Source organism: Sediminibacterium sp. (assembly GCF_051861365.1).
Taxonomy (GTDB): domain Bacteria; phylum Bacteroidota; class Bacteroidia; order Chitinophagales; family Chitinophagaceae; genus Sediminibacterium.
This window is the reverse complement of sequence record NZ_JBHYCW010000030.1, coordinates 1-21,907: the sequence shown is the minus strand read 5'-3', so window position 1 is coordinate 21,907 and position 21,907 is coordinate 1. Positions and strand designations below refer to the sequence as shown.

Below are 21,907 nucleotides of genomic sequence, written 5' to 3'. Positions count from 1 at the left end.
TGCTTTATAATTTTAGCTCTAATTGTTGCGGCAGAATATTGAAGCTTTTTCTGTGATGTTCACAAAGTCCATATTGCGCTATGGCTTTTCGATGTTCAGCAGTTCCATATCCTTTGTTATTATGCCATCCATATTGTGGATATTGTTGATGTAGTGTCAACATATATTCATCTCTGTGCGTTTTAGCCAACACACTTGCAGCAGCGATTGACGCATAAATACCATCGCCTTTTACAATGCAGTGATGTGAAATATTTTTGAAAGGTGTAAATCGATTGCCGTCGATTAATAATAATTCGGGTAATAATTGTAACTGTGCAATAGCAAGATGCATGGCTTTCCATGATGCTTTTAAAATATTGATCTTATCGATTTCTGCAACACCCACGGCAGCTACTGCCCAGCCAATGGCTTCCTTTTCAATAATAGGACGTAAAGATTCTCTTTGTTTTTCATTCAATTGTTTACTGTCATTCAATATTGGATGATGAAAATCTTTAGGAAGTATCACAGCTGCTGCAAAAACAGGTCCGGCATAACACCCCCTTCCGGCTTCATCGCAACCTGCTTCTATTACTTGGGTTTGAAAGAAGGACTGTAGCATTTGCTAAAAAATTGAACAAAGTTCCGGATAATGATAAAATACCATGCACAAAATAAGGCTTCCTTTTATGAAGGCGGTAAATTTGCTACTCATTCAAGCCGGATATTATGGAGCAGGGAAATCAGTATTCTTCGAAATTGGTAGCAAGATGGTTATTGCTAGGTGTGATTATGACCGTTATTCAAGTGGCTTTGGGAGGTATCACCCGTTTAACGGGTAGCGGTTTATCGATTACGGAATGGGAAGTCATTACCGGTACTTTGCCGCCACTCAATGAACAGGCTTGGATGGTAGAATTTGATAAGTATCGACAAACCCCGCAATTCCAATTATTGAATTTTGAATTTACATTGGATGATTTCAAATTCATTTTTTTCTGGGAATGGTTTCATCGTCTATGGGCCAGATTGATCGGATTGGTTTTTGCAGGTGGGTTTATCTGGTTTATCATTCGCAAACATTTCAAAAAAGAAATGATCCAGCCTTTGATGATGCTCTTTGTTTTAGGCATACTGCAAGGTGCTGTGGGTTGGATCATGGTTGCTAGCGGATTAACCGGCGATGCTGTATATGTGAAACCTACCAGACTCGCTTTACATTTTATTTTTGCCTTGGGTTTGTTGTGTTATACTTTTTGGTTTGCTTTGAAATTGCTGGTCAAAGAAGATCAATTGATACAAAGTCCAGCACTGCGTAAAACAAATTTGTTACTGATTGCAGTTTTGATCATTCAATTATTGTATGGAGCATTAATGGCCGGACATAAAGCTGCCAATGTAGCAGCTACTTGGCCTACCATTAATGGAGAATGGGTTCCTTCAAGTTTATTTTCTCATCAACCATTCTTATTGAATTTTATCGATAATAAAATATTGGTGCATTTTATACATAGAGGACTCGCCTATGTATTATTGATCATGATGATCATTTGGTCTATCCAACTTTGGAAAACCAAGGGTACTCCATTGTTTTATCGAATTAGAATGATGCCGTTAATACTTACTGGTCTTCAGGTTCTGCTGGGGATTTTTAGTATCTTGACCAGCACAGGGATAATACCCGGACAATGGGGTGCATTTGAATGGATGGCACAATTACATCAACTTACCGGGATGTGTTTGTTACTATCATTGGTGTTTACCCTCTATGTGATCCGGGCAAAAAGAAAGTCAGTCTGAACAACGATGCGATTGCCATGCTGTGATCCATCATAATGCATGTCCAATGGAAAAATTGAAGCTATACGTAATAGGTTTTTGGTTCTCTTTTCCCGTACAGTTGCTGTTGCTTCATTTTCGTAAATACCAAGTATTTCTTGTCTTTTGGTACATCTTATTTTCTACTGTGGGCGGTGGCTTTATGCGTGCGTTTGGGGCTGATTCTTTGTTTCTGGGACCTGAATATTTTGGAAAAATCACTGCACTAAGCACCGCCATTGTGGGTTTTGCTGTGGGTATCTTTATCATGAGTTGGAATATTACCACTTTCATTTTATTCAGTAAATACTTTCGTTTTCTGGCTACAACTGCACAACCATTTTTAAAGTACTGCATCAATAATGCCGCACTGCCTATTTTATTTCTGATATTCTATTTCAATAAAGCCATTGATTATGCCCGGTATCAGGAATTATTTGAAACAAAAGCCATATTGTGGATGGTATTGGGCTTTACAGGGGGATTGGTTTTATCGATATTCATTGCTTTTGTATATTTTTTTGGTGCCGATAAAACCATTTACAGAAGTATGGCAACGGTTATTGATACCGCCAACGTACATTATGCATTGGCTTCAAAAAACAATCCTTTACCAAAACCCAAACCTGAACTTCGTGTGGAATGGTTTTTTAGTGCGCGATTTGGGTTAAGAAAACCTAGAGATGTAAGACATTACAGTCAGGACTTCCTCGATTCCGTATTTAAGCGTCACCATTTTGCTGCAGTGATAGCCATTACCATTGCTTTTGTATTTTTGATTAGTACAGGATATATCTCAGACACACGATTATTTCAATTACCCGCTGCTGCAAGTATCACTATTTTTTTTGCCATTTTAATTGCAGGTGCAGGAGCCATTTCTACTTTCCTGCATAGTTGGAGTATACCATTGGTTGTATTGATATACTTAGGTGTGAACTGGCTGTATCAAAATGAATTCATTGATCTTCGGAATAAAGCTTATGGATTGAGTTATGATCAAAAAGAAACAAAACCTGGATATACGCGTGAATCTATCATGCAATTGGCTAGTGATAGTAATATGCTTGCTGACAAACAGGTCTATATTAATATTCTGAATAAATGGAAAGCCACACAAGGATCTCCGAAGCCGGTCATGATCTTGATCAATACCAGTGGTGGGGGTATCAGAAGTGCCACGTTTACAATGAGTGCACTACAATCGCTTGATAGCATGATGGGTGGTAAATTGATGCAACAAACTTTTCTGATCAGTGGGGCATCAGGTGGAATGTTGGGCGCTGCTTATTTCAGAGAGTTGTATTACAGAAAGCAACAAGGAGAATCCATCAATCTTCAGGATCAACAATATTTGAAGGATATCTCTCGTGACTTATTAAACCCTTTATTCTCTTCTTTTATAACCAGAGATTTGATTGGTCCTGCAAAACCTTTTCAAGCGCATGGATATCGTTACACCAAAGATCGGGGCTATGCTTTTGAGCAGAAGCTGAATGAAAATACCAGGGGCTATCTCAATAAAACACTAAATGATTACCAAAAGCCCGAAGCCAATGCTGAAATACCGATGATGTTTTTCAATGCAGTGATCACGAGAGATGGCAGAAAACTTTTGATGGCCACACATCCGGCTCGCTTTATGATGCGCCCTATCACTGATACCAATAAGATCAATATCATGGATGCCGATGCCATCGATTTTCATAGTTATCTGGCGCAACAGGATGCTACCAATATTGGAATTCTTTCTGCACTGCGCATGAATGCCACATTCCCGTATGTGCTTCCAAATGTTTGGTTACCTACCAACCCGGTGATTGACGTGATGGATGCGGGATTAAGAGATAATTTCGGACAAGAATCTTCTTTGCGCTTTATGGATGTATTCAAGGACTGGCTACGTGAAAACACAAGTAAAGTGATTTTGCTTCAGTTGCGCGACAGGAGTTTAAGCGACTGGGATAGACCATTAGAAGGGGGAAGTTTGATCAGCACATTTACCAAGCCATTTTTGATCTTACAGAATAACTGGTTCAAACTACAAGATTATTACCAACATGATCAACTGGAATTCAGCGCAGAAGCCTATGGTAATAATTTTCATCGCATTTGCTTCCAGTATGTGCCTAGTCGTACAGAAGCACCTGCCAGTTTGAGTTTTCACCTAACTGCGTCTGAGAAAAGAGATATCACTTTGGCTTTAGGAGCAACTGATAACCAAAAAGAGTTTAAAAGATTAGCTGCTTTATTGAAATAATCCTATTCGGGTTGTATCAACTCAAAGTGCTTCGGCATGATATGAATGCTAAGTTCATCTGCTGTTTCCCTGGGTTCCCCATCAATATGTAAGGGCGCATGTTTGAGATTTCGAATCGTAATAGAAGAAGTCTGGAAATACAGAATATTTTTCTTCGTCATGTCTTCTACCAACTGCTGTAGTTTGTTGTTTCCTCGTATTTGTCTCAAAATAGCAAATGGTAATTTGGCTTTATTCATTTTCTGAACAATCACAATATCAAGCATGCCATCATGTAAACTTGCTTGTGGGGCTATTTTGAAATTATTTCCAAACTGGTTACTGTTGGCGATGCTGATAAAAAAAGCATCAGAGAAAAAAGAAAAATTGCCCAGCTTAATTTCAAATTGATAAGGATTGGCCCTGAAATAATTAATAATACTTTGTTGGGTATACGTCAATAAACCTCTTGAAGCTTTACTGGCAAAATCATGAGCCACCTGCGCATCAAAGCCTATACCACTGAGCATACAGGAGTAATGCTCGTTCACCATAAAAGCATCAATAGGTCTTGATTTACCTTCAAAGATGAGTGATAGCGCTAATTCCGGTTTGGTAGGAATACGCGCCGCCAATGCAAGTCCATTACCCGATCCTAATGGAATGATACCAAAACGTACAGGTAATCCTTGTAAGGCTTGGGTAACCTGATTTACAGTCCCATCACCACCAATAATTACAACATCTGTAATATGTTCTGCTCTGATTTTTTCACGCAATAACTGGTAATGTCCACCAGCATTTGTATGCATGATTTCAAAAGGGATTGCCCGATCAATGCTTTCTTTTTCTATTAATTTTTTGATCCCGTCTTTTCTGGATGTCCCCGAGATAGGATTTACCAGGTACACAATTTTTCTTTCCATCATCTCCTAGTTGAATGTATAGTGACTTGCTCTCAGGATCAGTCGTTTGAACAGCTGCAATATTGCATTTTCTTTCTGTAAAATCCTGTTAAAGCGTTCATACTACCATCTCAGTAATGCGCTTGCCCAAGTAAAACCACTGCCAAATGCTGCCAAACAAACGAGATCTCCATTTTTAATAAGCCCTTTTTCCCAGGCTTCACATAAAGCAATGGGAACGGAAGCTGCAGTAGTATTTCCGTACTGTTGAATATTATTATACACCTGCGAATCCTGTAAGCCTAGTTTTTGTTGTACAAATTGACTGATCCTGAGATTGGCTTGGTGTGGAATGAGCATATTGATATCAGAAGGCCGATAATTATTTTTCGCTAAGGCTTCCACAATTACTTCAGGAAACTTCACAACTGCTTTTTTAAAAACTGAAGGACCATCCATAAATGGGAAATTTTGAGCGTTGTCAATCATTTTGTGGCTCATGAACATTTGGGCAATTTCTGCATCATCAAAATCTGCATAGTTTTTAGTACCCCAATAATTCGCATGTGTACCGGGATTGTACATGGCTAGAATTTCTGCTGATTCTCCATCACTATGTAAATGCGTGCTTAATATTCCTTGGTCTTTGTCTTCCGTTGGTTGTAATACCACAGCACCTGCACCATCACCAAAAATGACAGAAACATTCCTGCCTCGGGTAGAGAAATCCAAACCAAATGAATGTTTCTCACTTCCTACCACAAGGATATTTTTATACATGCCCGTTTGGATAAATTGATCTGCAACACTCAAAGCATACACAAATCCACTGCACTGATTACGAACATCCAATGCACCGATTTCTTTCATCTTCATAGCCCTTTGTAAAAGCACACCACAACCCGGGAAATAATAATCAGGTGATAAAGTGGCAAAAACAATAAAGTCTATCTCTTCTGCTGTCGTACCTGCTCTTTCGATGGCAATACGAGCAGCTTCAACAGCCATGGTAGTGGTGGTTTCTTCGGTACGGTGAGCGTATCTTCTTTCTTTGATACCGGTACGTTCCTGGATCCATTCATCACTGGTCTCCATATACTTGGTAAGATCTTGATTGGTAACGACGTTTTTAGGTACGTACATACCAATACCTGCTATTTTACTCCGGGGCATAAGCAATCGTTTGTTTGTAACGGACTAAGTTAGGGAAAATATTGGGTGGAGGGTAGTCCATGGTCCATGGTCGATAGTCCATGGTTTTTGGGAGCTAAATAGCAGAAACAAAATATCAGTATAGGACAGATTTTTATTTACTTTCTTGCTATGGACTATAGTCTATTGACCATCGACTATGGACATCAATCTTCCCCCCCCAACCACTTCCTTCAAAAACAACAATGCTTCCCGCTCAACCGTCACCACATCTTTTGATTGAATAGGTGAGCCGAGTACATGGTTGCCTGCATTGGGGATGGGGACCATTTTTTTGAGTGAGGCGGGGGTGCTGATTTGTTCAAACATTTTTTTCATGGCACTCACTTTTACAACAGGATCTTGTTCTTTTTCATTTTTATAATAGTAAAGGGTAAGTATTGGCTGTTTTATTTTTTGGAATGTTTCTTTGTTCATTGTGGTCTCGAGTAATTCTTCGAGTTCTGTTACAGCTTCCAGTCTGTATTGATCATTCCAATATTTTTTATAGGTTTCTGTTTTGTTCGGAACAATATTCATCTTTCCGCCCTTTACCAATCTGGCAATTTGTAATCCCCAAGGGTTATTGGTGATCCATGCGTTGGGATCATTAATAGCAATATTGGGAGATAATAAAACCAAACCTGCGATCTCCGGATAGGTAGCTGCTAACTGTAATGCAAGCGTACCACCTGTTGAAGTGCCCATGAGTATGACTTTATCACCCAATTGTTTCCCAAGGGCATATGCTTCTTTTGCTGTTTCCCATAAACTGGTGGCAGTCATGTGTAACAATGCATCACTCGTATCAATACCATGTCCGGATAATCTGGATAAATATAAATTCGCACCCAATTGTTTCGCCAGATTCCGATGAACAGGATTCCCTTCTTCCTGACTGGCACTAAATCCATGCAGGTATACAATGGCGTATGCTGTTTTGTTTTTTAAAGAATCATTGTTCCATACAATTCTGGCTTCATTGTCGGGTTTTATTTGATGTTTACTTTCAATAGCGCTAACATATTCTATCAATGATTCGGCATGATTAGGAATAGAAGGAAGTGTTGCGGTATACACCGGCTTTTCAGGATGTGGACCTACGAAATAAACAATAGCAAGTATGGCGATGATAAACAGAAATCTTTTTATAATGCGCATGGGTGAAATGTTTCTGTTAAGATACAGCTAGTTGACTGATATTTATTTCCTGCACCACCATACCCATGCTATTAATAATGGATGAACAATGATCAAGCGAACCCACCCCAACCATTGAGGCACACAGAGTCCATTAGGAATACAACTGTTGATCTGTATAAAATAAATATGCGCCGGAATAAATGCAATCAACAAAACAATGATTCCTTTTGCAGCAAACAGCCTTGTACGTGGTAGTAGTAATAAACCAGCCAATATGATCTCTGCAATTCCCGATATTATATTAATAAGATCATGCCAAGGCAAGTAAGGAGGAATCAATCCACTATAAAATGAGGGGTTAATAAAGTGATTGGCTCCTGCGAACAGGTAAAAAGCAACCAATAACCAGAAAGCAGCTTTTTTCATTCTATGACTAGACATACGACAATGTATTTTGTTTATTTCTAACTGAATTATACAGAGTTAGCATGCTTTCGGCTAAGATATGTTGTTAAGTTTATATGTATCCTTTGCCCTCCGGTCATAAAGCCGTACCTTTGCAGCCTTAAAATTTTACATGGAAATAAGAAACATTGCCATTATTGCACACGTTGACCATGGCAAAACAACACTGGTAGACAGGATTTTACATGCTACCAAGGTATTCAGAGACAATCAAGAAACCGGCGATCTGATCATGGATAGCAATGATCTGGAACGCGAAAGAGGAATCACCATTTTTAGTAAGAATGCTGCTGTTACCTATAACGGCATTAAAATAAATGTGATTGATACACCGGGTCACAGTGACTTTGGTGGAGAAGTGGAGCGTGTTTTGAAAATGGCCGATGGGGTTATTTTATTGGTGGATGCTTTTGAAGGCCCCATGCCCCAAACTCGTTTTGTACTGCAAAAAGCATTACAACTGAACCTGCATCCAATCGTAGTGATTAATAAAGTAGACAAGCCAAATTGTCGTCCGGATGAAGTACATGATGCGGTATTTGAATTATTCTTCAATTTGGATGCAACAGAAGAACAACTGAATTTCCCTACTTTCTATGGTAGTGGTAAAAATGGTTGGTTCAATGATAGCTTAACACCAACAGAAGATATCCTTCCATTGATGGATGGTATTATTAAATATGTACCGGCACCGAAAGTAAATGAAGGTACTTTACAATTACAGATCACTTCATTGGATTACTCTTCTTTCCTTGGTCGTATTGCGATCGGAAAAGTAACCCGTGGTTCTATCAAAGAAAACCAGCCGATTGCATTGGTACAAGCAGATGGTTCTATCAAGAAGAGCCGTGTGAAAGAATTGTATGTATTTGAAGGTATGGGTAAGCGTAAAGTAACAGAAGTACTGTCTGGCGACCTTTGCGCAGTGGTAGGTTTAGAAGATTTCAATATCGGCGATACCATTGCTGATGCAGAAAATCCGGAAGCTTTACCAATCATTAGTGTGGATGAGCCAACGATGAGTATGACTTTCAGCATCAATAACTCACCATTCTTTGGTCGCGAAGGTAAATTTGTTACCTCTCGTCACCTGCGTGATCGTTTGATGAAAGAAACAGAGAAGAACTTAGCATTGAGAGTAGAAGATACAGATAGTGCAGATAGCTTCTTGGTATATGGTCGTGGTATCCTGCATTTGGGTGTATTGGTAGAAACCATGCGTCGTGAAGGATATGAATTAACAGTGGGTAATCCACAAGTATTGGTGAAACATATTGACGGTAAGAAATGTGAGCCTTATGAAGTGTTAGTGGTAGATGTTCCAAGTGAATACAGTGGTAAAGTGATTGATTTGGTTACTCAACGTAAGGGTGAAATGTTGGTGATGGAAAGCAAGGGAGAGATGCAACATCTTGAATTTGAAATTCCTTCCAGAGGATTGATTGGTCTTCGTTCTCAAATGTTAACCAATACTGCAGGTGAAGCTGTAATGGCACACCGCTTCTTAGAATACAAACCTTGGAAGGGACCAATCCCCGGAAGAAACAATGGTGTATTGATCGCTAAGTTTCAGGGTGTAACGACTGCTTATTCTATCGATAAGTTACAGGATCGTGGTAGCTTCTTTATTGATCCAGGAGAAGAAGTATATGTTGGACAGATCATTGCGGAACATATTAAGCCGGGAGATCTGAATGTAAATGCGGTAGAAGCGAAGAAATTGACCAACCACCGTGCAAGCGGTAGCGATGACAGTGTTCGTATTACTCCGAAGTTGCAGTTTACATTGGAAGAGTGTATGGAATATATTCAACAAGATGAGTGTATTGAAGTAACTCCGAAAAGCATTCGTATGCGTAAGACTGTATTGAATGAAGAAGAGCGTAAGAAAGTAAGTAAGATGATGCAGTCGGAAGCGGCTGGGTAACTTCACTGAATGATATTGATAAGCCATCCGCACTAAGTGGATGGCTTTTTTTATTGTGTGTCTCTATCAGTATTTGTTTCGCTAAGAATTGGATGGATGGTAGTAGTATCTGCGAGTAAATGATTCGTATTACAGTTGTCCCCATCACAACAGGGTAATGCATTGGTATTACAAACCGGACATTGGTAATGTCCGTGTACATGCACCATCTGTACCAAATGACCACAAAACAAACATTGCATCTGCATACAGTGAAGTTAGTGACCTTGGTGTATAGTCGACAGTTGTTTTTTCAACAATACTGTGCACAAAAAAGCCGCCTAAAAAGGCGGCTCGCTTGCTTAATAACCTGAATTACTTACCAGAATTTTTTCTTGATTCAGTTTCACTCAGGAAAACATTGATCTTTTCACTAAAAGTTTCTTCTCCTTGCTGAATTCTGAAAGTAAGTTTATCTGCATCGTCTTGTGACAATACCAATCTCTTATCAAAATTCTTTGCATTGTAATGTTCTTTGAAGAACAAATCACCCTTTGCATCCAATACCAACAGCGTAAATTTCTTACCGCTAGGGTTATTGAATTTGATGTTGAATGATACTTGCTCTTTTGAAGAACCCGCATACTTGATCTCAGCTTTTGCTGCTGCATCAGATCCATTCACTGCATTGTTTGCAGTGGCGTTGAATAATGTTCCTACTGCAAAGACAGTGCTCAGTGCTAATCCTTTTACAATAGATTGAATAGTTTGCTTTTCCATGATGTTGTTTTTTTTACTTTGAATAATAGATGACCTGTCTCTGAATGGTATCAAAGACCTTCGTAGTGCAAGTAAAAATTTCGTAAAAGCAAAAACGTAGAAGCGAAGCAGGTTGGACTTTTATGTCCAAGGATGTACATCAGATTGCCTGTCGTATATCCTTAATACCTGCAAGGTAGAAAAGGTAACCCCTGTTAAAAAATGATTTGTGGTAAGCGGTGTTAAGATATCTATAAATGCAATATATTAACAATCGTTAGTTTGATGGAATGGGTTTGTTCAAAGTATCCCACAACACATCTTTCAATGCCGTTAATCCGGTTTGTGTTACTGATGAGATGAATAAATGAGGAATATTTTTTGGAAGCTCTTTGCTGATGGCTTCTTTGAGTTCATCATCCAGCATATCACTTTTACTGATGGCAATGATAAAATCTTTTTGAAGCATTTCAGGATTGTATTGCTCTAATTCATTTCTGAGTATCTCAAATTCTTTTTTATGATCAGCACTATCTGCAGGAATTAAGAAAAGTAAAACTGCATTTCGTTCAATATGTCTTAGGAAACGATGTCCCAATCCTTTGCCTTCTGCAGCGCCTTCAATAATTCCCGGAAGATCTGCAATACAGAATGATTTGGAATCACGGTATTCAACCATGCCCAATTGAGGCGTTAATGTTGTAAAGGCGTAATTCGCAATTTTGGGTTTAGCGGCTGTGATGACAGACAATAAAGTAGATTTTCCTGCATTGGGGAAACCTACCAATCCAACATCTGCCAATACTTTTAATTCCAGATTCTTCCAGCCTTCAACACCCGGTTCTCCGGGTTGAGCATGTTCGGGTACTTGATTGGTAGGTGTTGCAAAATTGCTGTTACCTAATCCACCACGTCCACCTTTCATCCAAACAATCTGTTGTCCATCTTCAAGTATTTCTGCTTCTATTTTACCAGTTTCTTCATCTCTGGCAACAGTTCCGAGTGGCACTTCAATGATGATATCTTTTCCATCATGTCCGGTACAATTGTTTTTACTTCCGGGTTCTCCGTTCTCAGCCAATACATTTTTGAAATAACGTAAATGCAGTAATGTCCACATCTGAGCATTGCCCTTTAAGATGATATGACCACCGCGACCGCCATCACCACCATCAGGACCACCCTTGGCAGTGAGTTTATTACGCATGAAATGCTTGGCACCGGCGCCACCGTGACCACTGCGACAAAAGATGCGGATATAATCGATGAAGTTTGTTTTCTCTGACACTATTGAAGATTACCTCGTTTAATGAACGCAAAGGTACAAAAATGTCAGCCGTCTTGGTTTTTCCTTTGTTGATTCCAGGTTTGGTAGAATTTATTCGTTTGTAGCTCAGTATCACTAATGGAAGAAGCAGGTATTTCTCTTAAGGGGTCACAAGCTTTCCAATATTGACGCATATCATCCGGTAATTGCTGATAGAGTTCTGTTCCCTGGGTTTTCCAGCTGATCATTTCATCACTTACCTCTTTGATCTTTTTTGCCGGATTCCCCACAATTAAACTTCTTGCATCAAATATTTCATCTGCCTTGATAAAACTCAAAGCGCCTACAATACATTCATCTCCAAGTTCTACGTTATCCATGATCACACTGTTCATACCAATCAAACAGTTTCTTCCAATCGTTGCTCCATGGATAATGGCTCCATGACCAATATGTGCACTTTCTTTCAAATGAACCGTAACGCCGGGAAACATATGAATGGTGCAGTTCTCTTGAACATTACAACCATCTTCAATGATGATTTTTCCCCAATCACCACGTATAGCTGCACCCGGACCAACATATACATGCTTACCAATGATCACATTACCGGTAACAACAGCTTGTGGATGAACAAAAGCTGTTTCATGAACCACAGGAATATGTTCTTTGAATTGATAGATCATACTAAAGTTTTGCCGGTTCTGAAACAAGTGCCTTTAAAAATAGCTACTTGCTCATTTTTTTGATTGGTGATGGTTATAAAATATAAACCTGTACTTCTGCCATTGTGTGTTTCTTTGGCTTCTGCTGTGAGTTCGTCACCTACCTGAATGGCTTTTGTAAAGTTGATAGAAGTATCTAAGGCAACCGACAAATTATTTCGATTGTTACAAGCAAATGCAAAAGCACTGTCTGCTAATGAAAAAGCAATTCCACCATGTACAATACCAAATCCATTGATCATTTCTTCTCGAACAGTCATTTTTATTTTACTGTAGCCTTCTTGTATATCCAATACCTCAATACCCAACCATTGGGAAAATTTATCATGAATCATCATGTGATCAACAACTTGTCTGTATGGATTGCTCATAAAATAATTTTAAGATCCTTTGAATTGAGGAGCACGCTTTTCTAAAAATGCTTGTACGCCTTCTTTAAAATCATCAGTATCGGCAGCTTTCTGTTGATACACATCTTCCAATTGTAACTGCGCTTCCAAATCATTGGAAGCTGATTGATTCAAAGCATGTTTTATGTATGCCAATGCTTTGGTAGGCATTTGGGCTAAAGTAGCTGCTATGTTTTTAGAGGAGTCTGTAAATTCTTCGTCGGCAAATACTTTATACAGCATACCTAATCTTTCAGCTTCTGCTGCAGTTACTTTATCTCCCAACATCATCAAGGCACTGGCTTTTTGCCAGCCGATCAAACGCGGTAATGTATAAGTACCTCCGCTATCCGGAATTAAGCCAATCTTAGAGAACGCTTGAATAAAAGAGGCTGATTGAGTAGCCACTACAATATCACAAGCCAAAGCAATATTAGCACCCGCGCCGGCAGCAACGCCATTCACAGCGGCTACTACCGGTTTCGGCATATGTCTTAACCGAGTAATGATTGGATTATAATGTTCACTCAAAATTCTTTGCATACCCGGTCCATTCGGATCTACTACTTCTGCAAGATCTTGTCCGGCACAAAATCCTTTTCCTGCACCTGTTAAATAAACGGCTCTTACCTCGTGCAAGGATGCACATTCATCTAATTTGGACTGTAGTAAAAGCGCCATTTCACGATTAAAAGAATTCAGCTTATCGGGACGATTGAGTGTAATAAAAGCAATACCATTTTCAATATGAAAAAGAATACTAGACATGTAAGATGATTTATTCAAAAATAAGGTCTTCTCTTCGCAGGGGCAATGAAAATATCAAGATGTCAGTGACATTTGAAATAATCAAAAGGCTCTTTACAATCATTGCATTTGTACAAAGCTTTACAAGCTGTACTGCCAAACTGTGATACCAATGCTGTGTTCCATGAATTACACTGCGGACATTGGATCGCTTCTTCATCCTGAAATGCCTCCGGCGTACATACCGCTTGTTTGTATTGAGGAGGTGCTATACCGTAAGCTTTCAGTTTATTTTTAGCTTCCTCACTCATCCAATCAGTTGTCCAGGCAGGGGACAATGCTTGTTTGATTTCCATTTGTTGATAACCTGCTTGCAATAGTGCCATTCTGATATTCATGCTGATGACATCCATGGCCGGACAACCGCTATAGGTAGGAGTAATAGTTATGATCGGTTTCAACTGATGATTATCGAGTTGAGCTAGTTCAACTGATCGAACAATTCCAAGATCAAGAATGGTTAAAACGGGTACTTCAGGATCTGTTACTGTTTCCAGTAAATTCCAGATCTTTTTTTCCTCGGGACTTGTATGTTGAATAGCGATCGTCATAATTATTTTACCACTCGGCTCCGGGATAAGCTCTTTGTAAGAATTGCATTTCTGCGAGTATGTATCCTAAATGTTCTGTATGAATACCGGTTTTACCACCTTGTTGAGCCCAGCTTTTTTTAGGAATCTGAATGCTGGCTTCTGCAAATACCTCTTGCACTTTTTGATTCCAATGTTGGTGGATAATGGATAGGTCAACACCCATATTTTCTTGCAGTAATGCAGTCTCGTAAGCAGCAGGTAAAAACATTTCACCCGTGAAATTCCATAGCTCATCTAACGCTGTCAGTAATCGATGTTTACTCTCTTCCGTACCATCACCTAAACGAATCACCCATTCACTGCTCCAACGTAAGTGGTATGTGACTTCCTTCAACGATTTAGCTGCAATAGCTGCAAGTCTTGTATCGGTTGAATTTTGTAACTGTTGATAGAAATAATATTGATAGGTACTGAACAGAAACTGACGTAAAGTGGTTTGTGCCCAATCACCATTGGGTAATTCTGTGATCAATACATTTTTAAACTCAGGAACATCCCGCAGAAATGCAAGTGAATCTTCCGTTGCTCCATTACCCAAAAGTTCAGCAGCATATTGATAAAAGTTTCTTGCTTGTCCGATAAAATCGAGCGCAATATTTGAAATTGCAATATCCTGCTCTAGTACAGGTCCGTGTCCGCACCATTCGCTGTTGCGATGTCCTATGATCAAGGCATTGTCAGCAAGCTGTAATGTATAATCGATCAGTGATTGATTCATCAGTGGTAAAAGGCTTTGATTAGATATGGGTCAATTCATCCGGTAGATCATAAAAAGTAGGATGACGATAGGCTTTGTCATTAGCAGGATCGTATAAAGCATCTGCTTCATCGGGATTGCTGGCATGGATGTGTTTGCTTTCTACTACCCAAATGCTGATGCCTTCATTTCTTCTGGTATACACATCTCGCGCATTTTCGATGGCCATTTGCGCATCAGCAGCATGCAGACTACCTACATGTTTATGATCCAATCCTTGCTTACTTCTGATGAATACTTCCCATAAAGGCCATTCCTGTTTAGAAGAGCCGGAAGTAGAAATATCGGCAGCACCGTTCTTCCCTTCACCGTAATCGCCGTAGTATTGTTTGATGATGTATTGTTTCATAGTAAGCTGTTAGCTGCAAGCTCCACGCTGCAAGTTTTTAAATAATAAATTCACTACTCACTTTTTTACTTTTGACTTTTTACTTTTGATTTTTTACCCTACGCCACTTTCACTTCTTTTCTAGCCGCACGTTTCGCCGCATACGCACAAGCTGCTTCCCTTACCCATTTTCCATCGTCCCAAGCTTTTTTTCGTGCATCGAGTCTTTGTTTGTTGCATGGACCATTGCCTGCAATTACTTGCCAGAATTCATCCCAATTGATTGCACCAAAATCATAATGTCCTCTTTCCTCATTCCATTTTAAATCAGGATCCGGAATCGTGAGGTTTAATATTTTGATTTGCTCTGCACAGATGTCTACAAATTTTTGGCGTAACTCATCATTGGTAAAACGCTTGATCTTCCATTTCATGCTTTGAATTGTATTCGGACTTTCATCATCTTTCGGACCAAACATCATGATACTAGGCCACCACCAACGATTGATGGCATCTTGTGCCATACGGCGCTGCGCTTCATTTCCACGACTTAGGGTCAATAAAATTTCAAAACCCTGACGCTGATGGAAGCTCTCTTCTTTACAAACCCGCACCATTGCTCTGGCATAAGGGCCGTAACTGGTTCTACACAGCGGCACTTGATTCATAATAGCAGCTCCATCTACCAACCAACCAATGGCACCCATATCAGCCCAACTTAAAGTGGGGTAATTGAAAATGGAAGAATATTTTGCTTTACCACTGTGTAATTGCTCATACATTTCATCTCTACTAATGCCCAATGTTTCAGCAGCAGAATAAAGGTATAATCCATGACCTGCTTCATCTTGCACTTTTGCCAATAAAATAGCTTTTCTTCTCAGGTTGGGGGCACGGGTAATCCAGTTGCCTTCCGGTAGCATACCAACAATCTCACTATGTGCATGCTGACTAATCTGACGGATCAAAGTCTGACGATATTTTTCCGGCATCCAATCCTTGGGTTCGATGCGAATTTCCTTATTGATTTTTTCCTGAAATAATTGTTCCAAATTCTTTTCCATACGTTGCGGTTTGGGCTGTAAAAATACAAAAAGAATTGAATAATGCTAACAAATGTTAGTGTATTAAAACTAAACAATTTGTCTTTTTGTTAGTTTTTGTTGATGTTTTTATACTTACAAGTAAAGTGATGATGAACAGGAGATTATCTTTCCGGTATGAAAAAAGGGATACTAATTGTTGCCTTTCTATTGTATTGTTTGTCGGTATTAGCACAGACACCGAGGTTTAAAAAAGATATTGATGCTTTTTTAAGTGCTGATAGTTTACATATTCCTTCCAAAGGTCAATTATTGTTTGTCGGCAGTTCTTCCTTTACTTATTGGAAAGATATTCAAGACTATTTTCCTGGATATCCCATACTCAATCGTGGATTTGGTGGATCTAGCTTACCGGATGTAATTCAATATGCAGATAAGATTATTCTGCCTTATCAGCCTAAGCAAATCATTATTTACTGTGGTGAGAATGATATTGCAGACTCAATACCGGCAACCCCTAAAATGGTGCGTGATAGATTCAAAACACTTTTGAAAATTATCCGAACAGAACTTGGGAATATACCTGTTGCTTTTATTTCTATCAAACCAAGTCCAAGCAGATGGAAATTGGAAAAGCAGTTTTTGAAAGCGAATCGATTGATCAAAAGATATTTAAGAAGAGATGCTGCAACTGTTTATGTGGATGTTCACCATGCAATGTTACTTCCTGACGGTACTGTGAATCCTGAATTATTTATCAAAGACAATTTGCACATGAATGCGAAAGGGTATGCAATTTGGCAGAGAATTATAGAACCGGTTTTACTTAAATGATGAATAGCAACAGATGTAAAGATTAGTTATTGTAATCTGTGCATCTGTGGCTAAATAATTATTTCACATCAAAGTCAACCACTACTTTTTCAGACTTAGGGTGTGATTGACAGGTAAGAATAAATCCCTGTTCTATTTCATCAGGTTCTAATCCATAGTTTACTTCCATATCTACTTCTCCCTCAACCAATTTAGCTCTGCAAGTACAACAAACACCGCCTTTACAAGCATAAGGAAGATCTGCTCCATGTTTCAAAGCAGCATCCAATATGGCATCTCCTTTTTGACTCAATTCAAAATCAAAACTAATTCCATCAAGTGTAACAGTGATCTTGCTCTTAGGGCCCTTATCGATATCCTCGTCCTGCTGCAGATTTTTTTTATGTTGTTGTCCGGCAGTAGTAAACAATTCGAAATGAATTTTCTGCGCAGGAACATGTTGTTGTTCTAAAACATTTTTCACAGCAAAGATCATTTCTTCCGGACCGCAAAGAAAAAACTCATCGGTTTGTTGTAGATCAATGGTCTTGTCGCAAAGAACCAAACATTTATCCGCATCAATTCTTCCTGAGTTCAATGGGGTATCTGTTGTTTCTCTGGAAAGAATATGAATGAGTCTGAAACGATTCATGTATTTATTCTTCAGCGCTTCCAATGTTTCTCTAAAGATGATGGAATGTCTATTGCGATTTCCATATACCAGGGTGAATGTGCTTTCCTGTTCGGTTTGTAAGGTTGTTTTGATGATGGATAACAAAGGAGTTATACCACTACCCGCAGCAAAGCCAACATAGTTCTTTTTTTGTTCGGGTAAGAGCGGTGTAAAAAATTTACCCATTGGTGGCATGACATCTAATTGATCACCGGCTTTCAAAACCTCATTGGCATAAGTAGAAAAAACACCTTGCGGAACTTTTTTTACTGCGACTCTTAATTCAAGATCCAATGGGCTACTGCAAATAGAATAGGATCGACGTACTTCTTCACCGTCAATCTTTGTTTTTAGTGTAATGTATTGTCCTTGTAAAAACTGAAATGCATTTTTCAGTGCATCAGGAATTTCAAAAGCAATCGAAACGCAATCATTGGTTTCTCTGCGTACTTCACGAACAGTGAGTTGCTCAAAATGTATAGACATACCGGTCTTTCTCTTATTGTGTTAATCCGCCTACAAGAATGGTTACCATATTTTCTTCGAGTTCAGCTGCGCTGATCTTTTGTGTGGAGCGATGCCAACTTTCAATACCGCTAATGGCGTGCAGCATGATGAGTACAGCAGTAGGGGCATCAATCTTTTTGACTTCTTGATTGCGTATACCTGTTTCAATAATGGCTGCAAAACGTTTGCGGTAGATGCGACGTTGGTTTTGGAAGTTCGACAAATAAGGATCTGCGAGGTGTTTCCATTCACGATCACTCACATATACTTCTTCATAGTGGTGAATCATTTCATTGATATGGAAACGCAGTAATTTTTCAATCTTTTCAATCGCCGTGATTTTTTCTGCTTCCACTTCATCAATTTTTTGCAGGAAACGGTTGGCAACACTAAAACAGAGTTCATGTAATAATTCTGTCTTCGATTTAATGTGATTATACAAACTGGCAGCTTCAACGCCTACCGCTTCTGCCAGATCTCGCATACTGGCTGCTTTAAACCCCTTTTCTCTGAAAAGGGTAGCCGCTTTGGTTACAATCACGTCTTTGCGTGAAATGTTTTTATCAGTTTTGATTCTAGCCATAACACGAAGATAGTCAGCTAACGCGTGTTAGCAATAAATATGAGCTTAAAATATTATTTCGTTAGTTTTTTGTGGAATGCTTGTGCAATAAGCGACACTAAGCACAAATTAAGCGGCTGTTACTAGCATTTACCCTCCAAATACGCTAGTTTCGCACCCCGATAACAAAAATTAATCTATGTCTTTAGTCGTTGTCGGATCCATGGCGTTTGATGCCATCGAAACTCCGTTTGGAAAAAGTGATAAAATCATTGGTGGTGCAGGTACATATATTGCCTGGTGTGCTTCCAATTTCACGCCTGTTAAGCAAATTTCAATTGTAGGTGGTGATTTCCCCCAAGAAGAATTAGACCAATTAACTGCTCGCGGAGTGGATTTGTCTGGCGTACAGATCAAAAAAGACGAAAAGACATTTTTCTGGAGCGGTCGTTATCACATGGATATGAATTCACGTGATACATTGGAGACTCAACTCAACGTTCTGGAAAATTTTGAGCCGGTAGTTCCTGATAGTTTTCAAGATTGTGAGTTCCTGATGTTGGGTAACCTGGTACCCGCGGTTCAGCGCAGTGTGATTGAACAATTGAAGACTCGTCCGAAACTGATTGTAATGGATACCATGAATTTCTGGATGGAAATCATGATGGATGAGTTGAAGAAAACCTTGGCGATGGTTGACCTGCTTATGGTAAATGACAGTGAAGCACGTCAGTTAAGTGGTGAGTATTCACTGGTAAAAGCCGCGGCTGCCATCATGAAAATGGGTCCTAAATACCTGATCATTAAGAAGGGCGAACACGGTGCTTTATTATTCCATGAGTCTAAAGTATTCTTTGCACCAGCATTACCATTGGAAGAAGTATTCGATCCAACAGGAGCGGGTGATACTTTTGCCGGTGGTTTTATTGGACATATTGCCCGTACAAAAGATATTTCTTTCGAAAACATGAAGACTGCCATCATCGTAGGTAGTGCCATGGCTTCGTACTGCGTAGAAAAATTCGGTACCCAGCGTCTAAGAGAGATCAGCAAAGAAGACATCGCTAACAGAATTGATGAGTTTGTGCAGTTGGTGAATTTTGATATTGATCTAGTAGGGTAGCGTATGGCTTATGGTTCATAGCGTATGGTTTTTTGCTATTTGCTATGAACTATTAGCTAACAAGCCCTCTGGGCTTTACTAAAAAATCTTTTGGCTCAAAAAACAAACACAAGTATTTTCGCAAAGCAATGATGATCATGAAACATACAAAACGTACCAAGAAACCTCTCTGACCGGGAAGGAGCCTGAACGTTTGTGTATGATAACGAATATACTCAGAGGCCTTCCCTAGCAGGAAGGCCTTTTTGCTGTGAATCATTAAACAACAACCATAAACAAAACAAATAAAAAACATGAAAGTAGCAGTTGTAGGTGCCACAGGACTTGTAGGTACCAAAATGTTGGAAGTGCTGGCAGAGCGTAACTTCCCGGTAACAGAACTCATTCCGGTAGCTTCAGAAAGATCCGTTGGGAAAGAAGTGTTCTTTAAAGGGAAACCTTATAAAGTGGTGAGCATGGATGATGGTATTGCTGCCAAACCTGCGATTGCTATTTTCTCAGCCGGTGGAAGTACTTCACTGGAGTGGGCACCCAAATTTGCCGAAGCCGGCATTCGGGTGATCGATAATTCTTCTGCTTGGAGAATGGATCCTAATAAAAAACTGGTTGTTCCGGAAGTAAATGCGGATGTGCTTGCAAAAGATGATTTCATCATCGCAAATCCTAACTGCTCTACTATCCAGATGGTGGTGGCATTACAGCCTTTGCATCTTCGCTATAAGATCAAGCGGGTAGTGGTTAGCACTTATCAGAGTGTGACCGGTACAGGGAAAAAAGCAGTGGACCAACTGTTCAATGAAAGAAAAGGCGTAGAAGGTGAAATGGCCTATAAATACCCAATCGATTTGAATGTGATTCCTCAAATTGATGTGTTTACGGATAATGGTTACACCAAAGAAGAAATGAAAATGGTGAATGAGACCAAAAAGATCATGAAAGATGATAGCATTCGTGTTACTGCTACTACGGTTCGTATCCCTGTTATTGGCGGGCACAGTGAGAGTGTGAATGTAGAATTTGAAAATGACTTCGCATTGGAGGAGGTTCGTTCAATACTAGAAAAAGCACCCGGAATAATTGTTCAAGACGATCTTGTCAATCAACAATATCCGATGCCATTATGGGCACATGAAAAAGATGAAGTGTTTGTTGGTCGTTTAAGACGAGACGAAACACAACCGAATACATTGAATATGTGGATCGTAAGTGACAATCTTCGCAAGGGAGCTGCTACCAATGCTGTTCAAATAGCTGAATACCTGATGGAGAAAGGATTGGTATAATTTTTTTATTAGCCACAGATTTATCTGCCTTAGGCAGACGAATCTGTGGCTTTATTCTTCTAAAGCTTTATTTAAAAATTCAATCATCGGTTGTAATGTTTCAAAAGCACCCACAATTTCTTTTACCAGATGATCTGAAGTGAGCAACTGATCAGTAACAGGGGCAGTCGCAACCCAGCTTTTCAACTTGATGTATTCAATTGCCGGATTGTCTTTTTCATATCCTTTCGGCTCACGACTCAATACCATCCCTTCTTCTCTTTGTAAGTTTCCGTAAGTAGCTTTGAACTTTTTTTGACTGATGATTTTATTGAACTCCTCCCAATTGTAATCGATCTCCTGTCTTACTTTTTTGATCACATCCGGTTCAGGCATATACAATCCACCACCCATGAAACTGTTCCCTCCTGGCTCTACATGAAAATAGTATCCTGAGAATACAGATTTTTTCCCTCCTCTGCTCAAATACATACCCATATTCGTTTTATAAGGATCTTTATTCTTACTAAAGCGAACATCTCTATTGATCCGAAAAGTACAGTCTTTTGCTTGTAATGCGAATCAAGGGTTGAAAATGGTCAAATTGGGTAAAATGAAGTAAAAGCAAAGAGCGTTTTAGTAATGTGTTC

General features: G+C 39.3%; 23 protein-coding genes and 1 pseudogene. 6 read left to right on the top strand and 18 right to left on the bottom strand.

What is annotated here, in order from left to right:
* Positions 1-4: 4 nt before the first annotated feature.
* On the bottom strand, positions 5-604 hold the full coding sequence (locus tag ACTIEV_RS12655; RefSeq protein WP_322197091.1) for a ribonuclease HII: 600 nt from the start codon (positions 602-604) through the stop codon (positions 5-7).
* A 107-nt stretch (positions 605-711) separates the two neighbouring features.
* Between ACTIEV_RS12655 and ACTIEV_RS12650 the strand changes: the two genes are divergently transcribed.
* Positions 712-1,782 carry a COX15/CtaA family protein gene (locus ACTIEV_RS12650; protein WP_439516596.1) on the top strand — a complete coding sequence of 357 codons (1,071 nt, stop codon included), beginning with the start codon at positions 712-714 and terminating at the stop codon, positions 1,780-1,782.
* Between the two features lie 46 nt (positions 1,783-1,828).
* Positions 1,829-4,060 (top strand): patatin-like phospholipase family protein, encoded by a 2,232-nt coding sequence (locus ACTIEV_RS12645; protein ID WP_439516595.1) that lies wholly within the window; start codon positions 1,829-1,831, stop codon positions 4,058-4,060.
* A 2-nt stretch (positions 4,061-4,062) separates the two neighbouring features.
* Here ACTIEV_RS12645 and ACTIEV_RS12640 read toward each other — a convergent pair whose 3' ends face one another.
* The 4 genes from ACTIEV_RS12640 to ACTIEV_RS12625 form a co-directional block, all read right to left on the bottom strand.
* Entirely contained in the window at positions 4,063-4,965 is a 903-nt protein-coding gene (locus tag ACTIEV_RS12640) for a diacylglycerol/lipid kinase family protein (protein WP_439516594.1), read from the bottom strand.
* 102 nt (positions 4,966-5,067) lie between these two features.
* Positions 5,068-6,117, bottom strand: coding sequence for a 3-oxoacyl-ACP synthase III family protein (locus ACTIEV_RS12635; RefSeq protein ID WP_439516593.1), 1,050 nt, complete (start codon positions 6,115-6,117; stop codon positions 5,068-5,070).
* 162 nt (positions 6,118-6,279) lie between these two features.
* Positions 6,280-7,296 (bottom strand): alpha/beta hydrolase, encoded by a 1,017-nt coding sequence (locus ACTIEV_RS12630; protein ID WP_439516592.1) that lies wholly within the window; start codon positions 7,294-7,296, stop codon positions 6,280-6,282.
* A gap of 42 nt (positions 7,297-7,338) precedes the next feature.
* Positions 7,339-7,719 carry a DoxX family protein gene (locus ACTIEV_RS12625; RefSeq protein ID WP_439516591.1) on the bottom strand — a complete coding sequence of 127 codons (381 nt, stop codon included), beginning with the start codon at positions 7,717-7,719 and terminating at the stop codon, positions 7,339-7,341.
* Between the two features lie 136 nt (positions 7,720-7,855).
* On the opposite strand from ACTIEV_RS12625, the gene typA reads away from it, so the two are divergent.
* Complete coding sequence (typA, locus tag ACTIEV_RS12620) at positions 7,856-9,670, top strand: translational GTPase TypA (RefSeq protein WP_439516590.1); 1,815 nt, start codon at positions 7,856-7,858, stop codon at positions 9,668-9,670.
* A 50-nt stretch (positions 9,671-9,720) separates the two neighbouring features.
* Here typA and ACTIEV_RS12615 read toward each other — a convergent pair whose 3' ends face one another.
* The 10 genes from ACTIEV_RS12615 to paaA all read right to left on the bottom strand — a co-directional run bounded on the left by ACTIEV_RS12615 (position 9,721) and on the right by paaA (position 16,338).
* Complete coding sequence (locus ACTIEV_RS12615) at positions 9,721-9,918, bottom strand: hypothetical protein (protein WP_250686602.1); 198 nt, start codon at positions 9,916-9,918, stop codon at positions 9,721-9,723.
* A 106-nt stretch (positions 9,919-10,024) separates the two neighbouring features.
* Positions 10,025-10,429, bottom strand: a complete 405-nt coding sequence (locus ACTIEV_RS12610; RefSeq protein WP_322197083.1) for a hypothetical protein — start codon at positions 10,427-10,429, stop codon at positions 10,025-10,027.
* A 256-nt stretch (positions 10,430-10,685) separates the two neighbouring features.
* The gene (obgE, locus tag ACTIEV_RS12605; RefSeq protein WP_322197082.1) at positions 10,686-11,696 is read right to left on the bottom strand and encodes a GTPase ObgE; all 1,011 of its coding nucleotides are present in this window, start codon (positions 11,694-11,696) and stop codon (positions 10,686-10,688) included.
* A 44-nt stretch (positions 11,697-11,740) separates the two neighbouring features.
* A complete protein-coding gene (locus ACTIEV_RS12600; RefSeq protein ID WP_322197081.1) occupies positions 11,741-12,361 on the bottom strand; it encodes an acyltransferase in 621 nt (206 codons plus the stop codon).
* Positions 12,358-12,771, bottom strand: coding sequence for a hydroxyphenylacetyl-CoA thioesterase PaaI (gene paaI, locus ACTIEV_RS12595; protein WP_322197080.1), 414 nt, complete (start codon positions 12,769-12,771; stop codon positions 12,358-12,360). The genes ACTIEV_RS12600 and paaI overlap by 4 nt, the downstream gene beginning before the upstream one ends.
* A gap of 9 nt (positions 12,772-12,780) precedes the next feature.
* Positions 12,781-13,557: an enoyl-CoA hydratase-related protein gene (locus ACTIEV_RS12590; protein WP_322197079.1), complete on the bottom strand. Its 777-nt coding sequence runs from the start codon at positions 13,555-13,557 to the stop codon at positions 12,781-12,783.
* A gap of 62 nt (positions 13,558-13,619) precedes the next feature.
* Complete coding sequence (gene paaD, locus ACTIEV_RS12585) at positions 13,620-14,147, bottom strand: 1,2-phenylacetyl-CoA epoxidase subunit PaaD (protein WP_322197078.1); 528 nt, start codon at positions 14,145-14,147, stop codon at positions 13,620-13,622.
* 7 nt (positions 14,148-14,154) lie between these two features.
* Positions 14,155-14,907, bottom strand: coding sequence for a 1,2-phenylacetyl-CoA epoxidase subunit PaaC (paaC, locus tag ACTIEV_RS12580; RefSeq protein ID WP_322197077.1), 753 nt, complete (start codon positions 14,905-14,907; stop codon positions 14,155-14,157).
* Positions 14,908-14,926: 19 nt separating this feature from the next.
* Positions 14,927-15,295 (bottom strand): 1,2-phenylacetyl-CoA epoxidase subunit PaaB, encoded by a 369-nt coding sequence (paaB, locus tag ACTIEV_RS12575; protein ID WP_439516589.1) that lies wholly within the window; start codon positions 15,293-15,295, stop codon positions 14,927-14,929.
* A gap of 98 nt (positions 15,296-15,393) precedes the next feature.
* Positions 15,394-16,338: a 1,2-phenylacetyl-CoA epoxidase subunit PaaA gene (paaA, locus tag ACTIEV_RS12570; protein ID WP_322197076.1), complete on the bottom strand. Its 945-nt coding sequence runs from the start codon at positions 16,336-16,338 to the stop codon at positions 15,394-15,396.
* A gap of 156 nt (positions 16,339-16,494) precedes the next feature.
* On the opposite strand from paaA, the gene ACTIEV_RS12565 reads away from it, so the two are divergent.
* The gene (locus ACTIEV_RS12565) at positions 16,495-17,151 is read left to right on the top strand and encodes a GDSL-type esterase/lipase family protein (protein WP_322197075.1); all 657 of its coding nucleotides are present in this window, start codon (positions 16,495-16,497) and stop codon (positions 17,149-17,151) included.
* Between the two features lie 58 nt (positions 17,152-17,209).
* On the opposite strand, the gene paaE is transcribed toward ACTIEV_RS12565, so the two are convergent.
* Together paaE and ACTIEV_RS12555 are read right to left on the bottom strand one after the other, a co-directional pair.
* Positions 17,210-18,289, bottom strand: a complete 1,080-nt coding sequence (gene paaE / locus ACTIEV_RS12560; RefSeq protein WP_322197074.1) for a 1,2-phenylacetyl-CoA epoxidase subunit PaaE — start codon at positions 18,287-18,289, stop codon at positions 17,210-17,212.
* Between the two features lie 13 nt (positions 18,290-18,302).
* The gene (locus tag ACTIEV_RS12555; RefSeq protein WP_250686591.1) at positions 18,303-18,893 is read right to left on the bottom strand and encodes a TetR/AcrR family transcriptional regulator; all 591 of its coding nucleotides are present in this window, start codon (positions 18,891-18,893) and stop codon (positions 18,303-18,305) included.
* Positions 18,894-19,071: 178 nt separating this feature from the next.
* On the opposite strand from ACTIEV_RS12555, the gene ACTIEV_RS12550 reads away from it, so the two are divergent.
* Entirely contained in the window at positions 19,072-19,995 is a 924-nt protein-coding gene (locus ACTIEV_RS12550) for a PfkB family carbohydrate kinase (protein WP_322197073.1), read from the top strand.
* 293 nt (positions 19,996-20,288) lie between these two features.
* Positions 20,289-21,278 carry an aspartate-semialdehyde dehydrogenase gene (locus ACTIEV_RS12545; RefSeq protein ID WP_322197072.1) on the top strand — a complete coding sequence of 330 codons (990 nt, stop codon included), beginning with the start codon at positions 20,289-20,291 and terminating at the stop codon, positions 21,276-21,278.
* Between the two features lie 51 nt (positions 21,279-21,329).
* Here ACTIEV_RS12545 and ACTIEV_RS12540 read toward each other — a convergent pair.
* Positions 21,330-21,821 (bottom strand): annotated as a pseudogene (locus ACTIEV_RS12540) (DUF2461 domain-containing protein); the annotation flags it as partial.
* Between the last annotated feature and the right edge of the window lie 86 nt (positions 21,822-21,907).